Below are 13077 nucleotides of genomic sequence, written 5' to 3'. Positions count from 1 at the left end.
GCGGTGGGAGTGACATCAAAGGTGTAAGTTTTGGCATCAAGTGTGACAAAGTTACCGACCTTCGCATTGGCGACGGTAATATCAGTATTATCAAAGCCGGTGACATCTTCGCTGAATGTTGCTGTGACGCTAAATGGTGCGTTGACGGTTGTTGCTGGTGCGGATGTTAAGGTAACTGTTGGTGCGGTAAAATCAGCGGTACGAGTTAACCCAGTGGCGGCCGTATTGTTATTACCCGCAGTATCCGTAGCTGTTGCCGCAAGTACATCAACGGTGACATTACCATCAGCGGTGGGAGTGACATCAAAGGTGTAAGTTTTGGCATCAAGTGTGACAAAGTTACCGACCTTCGCATTGGCGACGGTGATATCAGTATTATCAAAGCCGGTGACATTTTCAATGAATGTTGCTGTGACGCTAAATGGTGCGTTGACTGTGGTTGCTGAGGCGGATGTTAAGGCAACTGTTGGCGCTGTAGCATCATAGGTGCGAGTTAACCTAGTTGCTGCGGTATTATTATTACCAGCAATATCAGTTGCTGTAGCTGCTGGGACATCAACGGTGACCGGGCCTTCAGAATTAGGTGTAACGGTAAAAGTATAATTGCTGCCGCTACCCGTGAAATTGCTAATCGTACTGTTAGTAAAATTAACGTCGCCGGGAATAAATCCTGTGACGCTTTCGCTGAATGTTGCTGTGACTAAAAATGGTGCGTTTGTGGTTGTTGGATCCGTTGATTTTAAGTCAACTGTGGGGGCTGTAAAATCAGCAGTACGAGTCAGTTTAGGGGCGGCGGTATTATTATTACCTGCAATATCAGTTGCTGTAGCTGCTGGGACATCAACGGTTACAGGGCCACTAGCATTAGGTGTAACGGTAAAAGTATAAGTTGTGCCGCTACCCGTGAAATTGCCAATCGTACTGTTAGTAAGATTAACGTCGCCGGGAATAAATCCTGTGACGCTGTCGCTGAATGTTGCTGTGACTAAAAATGGTGCGTTTGTGGTTGCTGGGTCCGTTGATGTTAAGTCAACTGTGGGGGCAACTGTGTCTACAACTATGGCTTTGCTATCCGCTAAAGATTGCCCCGCAGGAATAGTTAAGATTGCATTATTTCCAGCAGTATCTTTTAAGGTTGCACCAGGCGCTAAAGTTATACTATTTGAATTAAGATCGAGGCTATTTTGTCCGGTTGCTGGAGTATAAGTGCCGACAGCAGATGTGCCCGTGACAGGTGCAATAGTAACAGTGCCGCCCGTGTCTAAGAGGACACTCATATTACCGCCTGCTAAAGTAACGGGTTCGCTAAAGTTGACGGTAACGTTGATGTTGCCGGTTGTGCCGTAACGGCCGTTAGCGGTGGGAGAGGTGACGCTGGTGATGGTGGGTGCAACAGTTTCAATAACTATGGCTTTGCTACCGCCGAGGGAGTTGGCTGTGGCTAAGGTGGGGAGGGTTAAGAACGCATCGAAGGCTGTATCAGCAGTTTCTTTAATTGTGCCGCCGTTGAGGGTGAGGGCGTTGGTAGCGAAATATTCTAAGTCGGCAGAGGTGTCTCCTGGTTGCACTACATAGTTGAAGGTGAGTACAGTACCGTCGCTACCGCTGGTATAGGTGGCAAAACGGTCAGTTGTGCCTGTTTCTAGTTGCAGTTGGGGCGTGCCACCTGTGGTATCTACGTTGACACCGGCATCGAAGGTGACGGTGATATTGATAGTAGAACCGACACCGTAGCTGCCGTCAGCGGTGGCGGTGACAGCAGTAACTTTGGGGGTAGTGTAAAGCAGGATGGAGGCGTTGTCGCTGTTGTAGTTCGCCACAGCTAAGTCAGGGAGGTCATCGCCGTTGAAGTCGCCGATGTTGAGGGAGATGGGCCCCTCGGCAGTAGGGAAGTCAACTTGGTTGGCGAAAGTGAGGGTGTCGGTTCCGGTGGGGGTGGTGTTGAGCAGGATGGAGGCAGTGTTGTCGATGAAGTTCACCAAAGCTAAGTCAGGTTTCGTGTCCGCGTTGAAGTCGCCAATGCTGACGGAGCGGGGCCCAGCGCCAGTACCGAAGTCTTGGGGGGCGAAACTGAGGGTGGTAGGGTCGGTGGTGGTGTTGAGTAGGATGGAGAGGTTGCCGCTGCCAGAGTTCGTTGTTACTAAGTCAGGTTTGTCGTCGCCGTTGAAGTCGCCGATGCTGATGGAGGTGGGATTAGTGCCAGTAGAGAAGGAAACTGGATCGGCGAAAGTGAGGGGGGCTCCGGGGGCGGTGGTGTTGTTGAGCAGGATGGAGACATCGTTGCCGTTGATGTTCGCCGTTGCTATGTCAGGTTTGTCGTCGCCGTTGAAGTCGCCGATGCTGACGGCCCTGGGGATACTGCCAGTAGGCCAGTCTGCTTTGGGGGCAAAAGTGGGGGGGGCTCCGGGGGCGGTGGTAGTGTTGAGCAGGATGGAGACATCGTTGCTGTTGATGTTCGCCGTTGCTATGTCAGGTTTCGTGTCCCCGTCGATGTCGCCGATGCTGACCCAGTTGGGCCCATCGCCAGTAGGGAAGGGGGCTTGGGTGTCGAAAGTGGGGGGGGATCCGGCGACGGTGGTGTTGAGCAGGATGGAGACATCGTCGCTGTTGATGTTCGCCACCACTAAGTCTCCGAGCTCGTCGCCGTTCATGTCGCTGATGCTGACAAAGCTGGGCTTACCGCCAGTTGGGAAGATAACTTGATCGGCGAAAGTGGGGGTGGTGGCGCCGGTGGCGGTGGTGTTGAGCAGGATGGAGACGTTGTTGCTGCTGTTGTAGTTCGCCGTTGCTATGTCAAGGAGGTCGTCGCCGTCGATGTCGCCGATGCTGACGGAGTTGGGGTAAATGCCAGTTGGGAAGTCAACTTTGGGGGCAAAGCCTAGTACGCCCTTGTAAGTTTTGAGGGTGTTGGGGTTAAATGGTATTGGTGTTTCGATCGGGCTTGTTTGTACTTCCAGTTCCCAGTCTCCACCCAGTGCGGCATTGCCTGTAAGGTTGGCGGAGGCGGCGATGTCGGCACCCGTTAATTCACTCAGGCGTTCGAGCAATTGGTTAGGTTTTGTCGGCTTAACACCAGACCGGCCGGTGGCTTTAACCCCCGTCTGATAGCGAAAGTCATCTTGAGAGAACCGAATAAGTGAATTGTCAAGATTGTCTTGAGTCGGCTTTAACCGACTTAAGCAATGAGACAGGGGTTTTAACTCCTGGTTGATGTGGGGGATGTAGTCGATGTCAGTGGTCACCGGTACATCGGCGGCGACATTACACCCGTACAGGAGAATATCGGCACCGGGAATTAATGCTTTGCGCCACTGTTTGAGTTGAGGGCCGAAGCTTTCTATGTTGCTGCTGTTGAGTGTATTTGCACCGAGTTGTACAGCACCTGGACTGCCGTGAGAGATGATGTGGATTGCTTCTATATTTTGTTGAGTTGCTAGCCTTTCGGTGATTTGCTCAATGCCATCGAGCGTTTCATCTAGGATAATTACTTCAGCATTTGGGGAAATGCCGCTAATTAAACTCTGGTAATCTTCAATATTTGAGTCAATAAAAACTAGAGTTGAAACCAGGTTTTCTTGTATCATTTGTAACCTCTTTACTTTTTAAGTATTATATGTCTCACTCAATTAGGACTTATCCACTCACTAGCATCTAATTGCGAGTCACGCCTAAAATATTTGCGATTGCGGAACACAGCGAACAATGACATTACCAAGGACTCCCAATCATTGTAAATGCCGACCAAAAATAAGGATGGGAGAGGTTTTTATTACCTAGTTTAGCTAATTCTGGTGGCAATTCTAACTCCTTATTTAAGTTTGCCAAAATTAAACGGCCATTTTCAATGCGAACTTGACCTTTAATCATAGCAATTTGAGCCTGTCGCAAGGCTTCAGCTTTAATCGGCGCGACCTTCAAGTGATGGTAAAATTCAGCCATTAACCCTAAAGTACCTTCATCGTTGACGTACCAAAGACTCGCCACAACTGACTTCACCCCCGCTTGTACAGCTAGCCCCGCAAAGCCTAATTCCACGCCCTCATCACCCACAGCAGTTTTACAAGCGCTCAACACTAATAGCTCAACTTTAGGCGGCTGATTCCACCCTAGTTCGCGCACGCGATCGAGTGTTAGCCTGGTGTCTGATAACTGAATGTAAGAATTGCTCGGTCCTCCTGACTTAAACTCTCCGTGAGTGGCGAGGTGAATAATTCGATAGGCTTGGGCGCGGCGTTGCGACTTCAGATTATTGAGAGTAAAGGTTTGATTGAGGAAAGATTTGCCTTTCCATTCGGAGGCAATAGCGTTAAGTTCTGCAGGCACTGCTAGCAAGGGTTCGTTATTGGTAAATTGCGAGGCTCCCATTGCTAAAACTTCAGCATTTTTAACGCTTTCATAGTTAGTATCGGTCAAGTTGACGCTGGGAATGAGTGCGATGCTGTATTTTTCTACTAGAAATTGGGAACCGTCATGGAGGACGGCTAAGGGGATCGTTCGCAACCCCGCATCCATAGTAAAAAGTAGCGTATCGATGCCCTGAGCTTTCAAATCAGCTTCCAAGGGCGCAATTATCCACTGGTAAAGTTGTTGGGATGGGGGCAAATATGTCTGAGTCTTGATTTTTATGGGATTAAGGAGTTCAGACCTCAATTTGGCGACGACTTCCATCAGGGTTTCACGCTTAGCTGCGGGGATGCTTTTGTGAATTGGAATGCCTCTAGGGGGGACGAAGATCAGGTCTAATTGTTCAGGACGGGCGAAGGCGTAAATAATGGCTGGTTTTTTACCAGTTTGGCTGGAGATCGCTGTAATTCTTTCCTGTATGGCCGTAATAGATTGCAAATCACGCGGGGTTTCCTGGTTAATGTATGACCCCACTTGTTCAGTGTATAAACTATCGATAAACAAAGTGGCTTGAGAGATATCGCCTCTATCGATTAGTCCTGTGATATCGCTGGGGCTAACTGTGTTTAGAGGCGATGCCGTTTGGACAACTTCGCTTACCCAATCGGATCTGTAGTTAAAAATAGATTCAATTCTATTAATGATATTCAGGTTGTCAGATTGAGCGATCGCATTGGTAATTGAGCTATCCGGTGCTGGTGTTGGAGATGGTGTTGGTGCTGGTGTTGGTGCTGGTGTTGGTGCTGGTGTTGGTAGTGGTGTTGGAGATGGTGTTGGAGATGGTGTTGGAGATGGTGTTGGAGATGGTGTTGGAGATGGTGTTGGAGATGGTGTTGGTGCTGGTGTTGGTGCTGGTGTTGGTGCTGGTGTTGGTGCTGGCGTTGGTGTTGGTGTTGGTGCTGGAGATGGTGTTGGTTCCGGCGTTGGAGATGGCGTTGGTGCTGGTGTTGGTGCTGGTGTTGGTGCTGGTGTTGGTGCTGGTGTTGGTGCTGGTGTTGGTGCTGGTGTTGGTGCTGGCGCGGAAGTAATGATAGTAATATTGCCCTGAGTGTAAGTGCTAGGCGGCACCGGCACGGCGAACTGCGGCGAAATTGTCTCGGAACCTGATGCGATCGCTCCCGTCGTCCCATTCGTTCTCGCATCGCCGACAATAAAGGGTGTAGTCGTGCTCCCCCCGTGGCGAATAGTAATCGCCCCGCCACCGGTGCCATTATTAGCGCTGGAAATGCTCGCATCTACACCGCTGCTATCTCTAAAAATGCCGCTGACTGCGAGCAAATTGCCAGCAGTGAGGTCAATACTGCCGCCAGTAGACTGAAGAGTGCCTGTAACGGCGATGTCCCTACCAGCTTTGAGAGTAATATTGCCCCCATTCGTGGCGATCGCATCGAGCCCAATGTCCCCTGGTGACTCCAAAATCACAGGTCCGCCTGCTGTCGAAATCGCTCCAACTCCGATGTTATTGCTCGAAGCAACACCCCCAGAAGCAAAAAATGTCTCCCCTGCGGTAACATTCGGCGGCAGATTCGCAGGATTCGCCAGAGTCGAAACGCCCGATCGCAGAATTAAAGCTGGACTACCTGAAAGCACCGCCGCATCTGGATCGGCAGAACCTGACAAAGTAGTATCTGCCGCAATGATACTAATATCTCCCGCCGCGATCGCACCTTTTGCTTCCACCTTAAGTGAGGTTCCAGTATAATCCCCAAACCTCACATCTCCCTCGGAGCTGATAATCGGGTCGAACAAACTGACAAACCTGCTGCGATCGCCAGACAATGTGAGAATAGCAAAATTACCACCTGCAGCGAAGTGAGCATCACCGGAAACATTGCCATTGCTCAATAATGTGATATCCCCGGAGGATTGGAATGCAGGCTTAGGGTAATTTAGCGCGAAAATATCAATATTTTGATTACCTTGTATAGTAAGATTGCCGCCTGCGATCGCCCTGAAAGCGTTATTTCCATCTCTCACCCGCACCGTATCTCCTGCCAACAGATACAAATTCTTCTCAGTAAGTAGCTGGCTTTCTACCAAAGTGAGATTACGTGCTGCCGAGAGTGTAGCGTTCTGACTATTAACAGTAGAACTAGCAATTGCCACATCTCCCGTTTCCACACTCAAACCCGTTGTCAAAACCACTTCTCCGGCACCGTTAACCGAGATATCAGTAGCAGAGTTCCTACTTCCACCCGCAAGTAATTGCGGAAGAGACAAAGGCAGAGATAATTGCCCATTCTGTGCCAAGAATCCCCCGTCAGCCACCGCAACTTCTAAACTTAATAAATGCCCTTCTTGACTAATCCGAACTGCATTATCACCCGGGACAGCAGCGACAATAATATTACCTTGGGGAGCATTGAGGGAACCCGTACTCACGACAGTGCCACCAATTAAACTTATACTTTCTCCAGGCAGAACTGCTAAATTACCTGCATTGAGGATACTTCCCGGTTGGCTGAGATTAAAATAAAAAGTATTGGGAGTTCCTATTAGCGTACTGTAATCGTTCGCTCCTGCAATATTGAACAAACCGGAATCAAAACCGATGTTAGTAGCAGTAGTAGCCGTAAAAGCCGCCGGAATATTTAAGCTAGCATTAGAACCAAAGATAATACCAGAAGGATTTATTAAAAACAGGTTAGGATTCCCGCCACTTACTTGAATTAAACCATTAATAATAGAAGGATTCCCACCTACTACCCGTCCTAAGATGTTGCGAATAGCGGGAGTAGAAATAAAATTAGCAATCTGCCCTTCGCTAAGCCCAAACTCTTGAAAACTGTGGAAAAGATTCGCTCCATCTCTAGAAGTTTGACCGCCTGTAATATTCAGGCGATCGCCGCTAGGCGTGACAGTAGTGCCAGCGTCATTGGGTGCGGGAACAATCGGTTGTCCTTGGACTACCGCTGTACTCAAAATAGTGGCTGCGAGCGCTAGCATTGCAGCACTCGGTCTAGAAAAAAAGGCTAGTTTCATTAGATAACCCCCACAAATAAACTAACACTGCGAGCGCTTCAATATTATCATAGAATATTCCCTTAACTTTCATGAGTCAACTTCGGAAATCGAAAAACCTCCCTGAGAAAGCACGAGGCTATTGCGTCTAGACTCGGATCAACTCATAGGACTAATTGCTCATGCTGAATTTTGTATAACCAGCAGAAAAAAGTTCAAGATAATTCTTGAATTGGCATCATCAAAGGCGGAGGTGGTCGCCCACCTAAACTCAAGATTGCCGATCGGATTCTCCTGACCAAGCGTATACTTATACCATCTTCCCACATTTCAAATGTTAGGAGTCTCATAAGCTGTTGCGGCATTTAAATTGTATGTCAAAAAAAAATCAAAGTCTTGTGGGGTGGGCGTCCCGCCCGCCCTGAATATACAATTTAAATGCGCGACAGCTTAGGAACTCAGCGAATCAGCAGCTAATTAAGTCTCTCACAAATAAATAAAGTTTTTCTGATAACGGTTGCCTGCTTCTTGATTATAACAGGTAAAAAAAATATGCGGAATGGCAATGCGTTATTGAAATATTAAGTAAATTTGAGTTTCGATGTAGATAGCTATGAACAGCAAATAGAAAAACCTACAGACTATAAAGTCGAGAAAAAAGACTATTCAGGTAAGCAGGAAAAACATCGCCTTGAAAAATAAAATAATTGTGATGCTTTGTGACTAATAAATGGTTTACGTAGTAGTTATAGAAACTGGAGCAAGGGCAAACATAAAATTTTGATTTACCGAGGCGAAGAAGGGAATCCAGAGCCAAAGTTTCAAGGGGATAAAGCTTATGTAGGGGAACCCCTCATTGATACTCCTCACAAAAGAACTCGAAGTTAAAATATTACAGATGCTCAGAATAAAAAAAATAAATACATGGTTAGAAAAGCTTTTTTGTAGAACCTATAGTTAGGTGGGTGAATATTTTTCGAGTAACAGCAAGATTTCGCTGAAAATTTGACAATTATGAGCCAGTAATTCTGCTGGTATGTGGATTAATTAGATGGCGGAGCGGTGCAAGAGTTAAATATCAATAAAAGTAGCTATAAATAGAAAAAACATAGTGAAAATTAGGCAATAAAATTATGTTTTTTTTATCAAAAAATATTTCAACCCTTATTTAAGCGTTGGTTTATGGCTGCCATGCATGGGGCAGGCAGCCATAAACCGAGCGGGGAGAGGTTTTAGGAGCTTTTGGAGATATCTAATGGTTTCAGCGATTAAGAACGCCCTCACTATCGGGCGCGGTTGCTATATCTCAACATCAAGGCCAGAAAATGCGATCGACTGCTGAGGCAGCATACAAAGCTTGCTCGCGGAATGCGGGCAACCAGAAAGTATTTGCAGGCTGCTAGCCAAAAAACTAAATATTTGTTAATAAAGCTTATTTTTTCCTTTTTAACGCGCTATTGTGGAAACAAAGCTGGTACGTTTTGACTGCGCGTTAATTTTTTGCCGAAAAATCAATATGCTCTCTATTGCAGGCGTTGCCGCCCAGACACTTCTCTATGAAAGTACCAACTCTCTGGTTTACCGGGCGATTCGGGAAGCAGATAACCAGCCGATTATCCTCAAACTTCTCAAAGAGAGCTACCCCACACCTCAAGAATTGGTGCGCTACCGCACCGAATACCGCATCACCCAAGAGCTAAAAGAGCCGGGAGTCGTGCGGGTTTATGACTTGCAAAAATACCAAAACAGCCTGGTGATGTTTGTCGAGGACTTTGGCGGCGAATCCTTGACAATTTGGATGCAGCAGCGCTCGTTTACTCTCGAAGAATTTTTACAAATTGCGATCGCCACAACTGAAATTTTAGGGCAAATTCATAGGGCAAACATCATCCACAAAGATATTAACCCTTCTAATATTGTTTACAACCCCCAAACAAAACAATTAAAAATTATTGACTTTGGCATTTCTACTCAGCTAACACGAGAAACGCCGAGCCTGAAAAACCCCGGCGTTCTGGAAGGAACTCTCGCTTACATCTCGCCGGAACAAACTGGCAGGATGAACCGCGCTCTCGATTACCGCAGTGACTTTTACTCCCTCGGCGTCACCTTCTACGAATTGCTGACAGGACAACTGCCTTTTGAGACAGAAGATGCTTTAGAGTTGGTTCACTGCCACATTGCCAGACAGCCGATTTCTCCGCACGAAATCAAGCCAGAAATTCCCCTAATTATCTCGAAAATAGTCTGTAAATTGATGGCGAAAAATGCCGAAAACCGCTATCAAAATGCCGGGGGGCTAAAGCACGATTTAGAGAGTTGTCTGGTTCAATTACAAGAAACGGGTAGCATAGAAGAATTTGACTTGGGAACGCGAGATATTACAGGCAGTTTCCTGATTCCCGAAAAGTTATACGGCCGGGAAAGTGAAGTTTATAATCTATTAGTGGCTTTCGAGCGAGTCAGTACAGGTAGCGCCGAAATGATACTGGTGGCTGGCTTTTCAGGGATTGGTAAAACTACAGTAGTGAACGAAGTCCACAAGCCGATAGCCAGACAGCGCGGCTATTTTATTAAAGGCAAATACGACCAATTTGGGCGCAATATTCCCTTCAGTGCATTTGTGCAAGCATTTCGGGAATTGATGGGGCAATTATTATCAGAAAGTGATGCTCAATTACAAACATGGAGAACCAATATTCTGACAGCAGTGGGCGACAGCGGGCAAGTGCTAATTGAGGTGATTCCTGAGTTAGAACGCATCATTGGCCCTCAAAGTCCTGCACTAGAATTGTCGGGGACTGCCGCCCAAAATCGCTTCAATCTGCTGATGCAAAAGTTTGTGCAAGTATTTACTACCGCCTCACATCCCTTAGTGATTTTTTTGGATGATTTGCAGTGGGCGGATTCGGCATCTTTGAAATTGCTACAACTGTTAATGCAGGATAAGGGGCATCTGTTGGTATTGGGTGCTTATCGGGATAATGAGGTGTCCCCTACTCATCCGTTTATGTTGGCGGTGGATGAGATTGTGAAGTCTGGGGCAGTGGTGAATACTATTACCCTGCAACCTTTGAGCCAAAGAGATTTGAATCAGTTGGTAGCAGATACGCTGATTTGCGATTTATATTTGGCCGGACCCTTGACAGAATTGGTTTATCAAAAAACCAAAGGTAATCCATTTTTCTCGACTCAATTCCTCAAGGCGTTGTATGAAGATGGTCAAATTATCTTTGACCCCCCTGTGTCCCCCCTGAGTAAAGGGGGAAGTAAAGGGGGGTGGCAGTGCGATATTGCTCGAGTTACATTTGCCGACGCCTCGGATGTGGTGGAGTTTATGGCGGTGCAATTGCAGAAGTTGCCTGCCCCTACTCAGGATGTTCTCAAACTTGCCGCCTGCATAGGGGCGCAGTTTGATTTAGATACCTTGGCAATAGTCAGCGAAGAATTACCAGAACAAACAGCATCAACACTTTGGAGAGCATTACAAGAAGAACTCATTTTACCCATTACAGAAGGCTATAAATGCTTGATTCCAACAGATGAGCAATCCAATAGCGAGTCTATTACCAATCCAAATTATCGCTTCCTGCACGATCGCGTCCAGCAAGCCGCTTATTCCCTGATTCCCGACAACCAAAAACAAGCCACTCATCTCAAAATAGGACAGTTACTTCAAAAAATTTACTCTGAGAATGAAAAAGAGGAAAAACTGTTTAATATTGTCGGGCATTTGAATTTAGGGCAAGAATTAATCAGCCAGCCAAGCGAGCGGGAAGCCTTAGCACAACTTAACTTAGAAGCCGGACGCAAGGCAAGAAATTCTACCGCCTACGCTGCGGCAAAGATCTATCTGCAAACAGGAATCGATCTACTAACAGCTAACTGCTGGCAAAGTCAGTATGAATTGACCTTAAATCTCTACGTTGCTGCCGCTGAAGCTGCCTATTTGAATGCTGACCTTGAAGGCATGGAACAAATGGCAGAACTGGTGTTGCAAGAAGCTCACACGATTTTAGACAAAGTTAAAATTTACGAAATTCAGATATCTGCACAAACAGCCCAGGGCAAGATGTTGGCGGCGATCGCCGTGGGCAGAAATGCACTCTTGCAACTGGGGGTTGAACTCCCTACCGAACCTGACGAAGCCTTGATTGGCAAGGCGCTACAAACCGTTGCCAGTCAACTCCTGGGAAGAAAGATTGAGGAATTGATTGACCTGCCTGTAATGACAAATCCACAGACTCAGGCAGCTATGCAACTGTCTGGTAGGTTAGATTTAGCAATTTTCCGGGTAATGCCCGGTTTAATGCCCCTCCTTAGCTCAACGATGGTGAGTTTATCGCTCTCCTTTGGAAATGCACGCATATCAACGGTAGGGTATGTGATTCACGGACTGGTATTGTGTGCCTTTCTGGGAGAGGTCGAAACGGGCTATGCCTTTGGGCAATTGGCACTAAACTTACTGGATCGCTTCAATTTACGGGAATTTAAGTCTGTAACTCTGGCTCTGTTTGGCAGCTTTATTCAGCATCGCCAAAAAGCTCTGAGGGCAATTATACCGACGTTGAAAGATGGCTATACGGCTGGTATGGAAACTGGTGACTTTCTCAACGCTGGCACCAACATAAATGTTTATTTTTATGCCCATTTCTTCGGTGGGGTAGAACTAGACACTTGGGAACCAGAAATAGCAGGTTACAGTGCTGCTTTGGCTCAGATGAAGCAATATTCTGCCCTGGTTTTGTTGGATATGACGCAGCAGACGGTGAAGAACTTGAGGGAAGCCCGTATTCTGTCGGATTGCTCGATCGGAACTGCCTACGATGAAAAGATGATGATGCTTAGGAATCATCAGGACAATGACTTTAGTGCGATCGCTATTATATACATTTACAAATTGCTGCTTGCTTACTTATTTGGCAATTATCCGGCTGCCATAGACCACATTGCTCAAGTCAAGCCGTATTTGATGGGAGTTTCGGGATGTATTCATCTTCCCATTTTTCATTTTTATGCAGCCCTGACGCACCTGGCACTTTTCCCCACACAGCCAGAAAATGAGCAAGCAAAAATTCTCAATCAGGTACAAATTCATCAAACGAGGCTGAAACAGTGGGCGCAAAATGCTCCCATGAATTATCTGCATAAAAGCCATTTAGTTGAGGCTGAACAACATAGAGTTTTGGGCAATAAAGCAGAAGCGATTGAAATGTACGATCGCGCCATTGCTGGAGCTAAAGAAAATAAATACATTAATGAAGAAGGCCTGGCTAACGAACTAGCCGCAAAATTCTACTGGGAATGGGGTAAAGAAAACTTTGCCCAACTCTACATAATTGAGGCGTATTATTGTTATATCCAATGGGGAGCAACTGCCAAGGTAAAAGATTTAGAAACGCGATATCCTCAGTTATTAAAACCAATTAAACCGAGAAATAAAAACAGTAAAGCTACCGCAATAGTGACGAGAACTGGTTCTGGTTCTAACTTAGATATTACCACAGTAATGAAAGCTTCTCAGGCGATTTCCGGTGAAATAATGCTAGATAAACTAATGTCGAGCTTGATGAAAATTTGGATGGAAAGTGCCGGGGCGCAAAGAGGATATCTAATTTTATCAAGCCAGGGACAACTGTTAATTGAAGCTGAAGGGACAATAAATTCCCAACAAGTCACCGTGTTGCAGTCAATCCCCGTTGAAACCTGTCA

At 46.5% G+C, this 13077-nt stretch carries 3 protein-coding genes; 1 reads left to right on the top strand and 2 read right to left on the bottom strand.

Features of this window, described 5'->3' with window-relative positions:
- A partial coding sequence (locus QUB61_RS34045; protein WP_333190323.1) for a DUF4347 domain-containing protein occupies positions 1 to 3584 on the bottom strand: 3584 nt, incomplete at its 3' end.
- A gap of 124 nt (positions 3585 to 3708) precedes the next feature.
- Positions 3709 to 7350, bottom strand: a complete 3642-nt coding sequence (locus QUB61_RS34040; protein WP_445301005.1) for a CHAT domain-containing protein — start codon at positions 7348 to 7350, stop codon at positions 3709 to 3711.
- Between the two features lie 1531 nt (positions 7351 to 8881).
- On the opposite strand from QUB61_RS34040, the gene QUB61_RS34035 reads away from it, so the two are divergent.
- The coding region (locus tag QUB61_RS34035) for a serine/threonine-protein kinase PknK (protein WP_333190319.1) at positions 8882 to 13077 on the top strand (4196 nt) is incomplete at its 3' end.

This window comes from Microcoleus sp. C2D2 (assembly GCF_036702495.1).
In the GTDB taxonomy this organism is placed as follows: Bacteria; Cyanobacteriota; Cyanobacteriia; order Cyanobacteriales; family Microcoleaceae; genus Microcoleus.
Note: the sequence above shows the minus strand (reverse complement) of the source record. Positions and strands in the feature narration are given on the sequence as shown.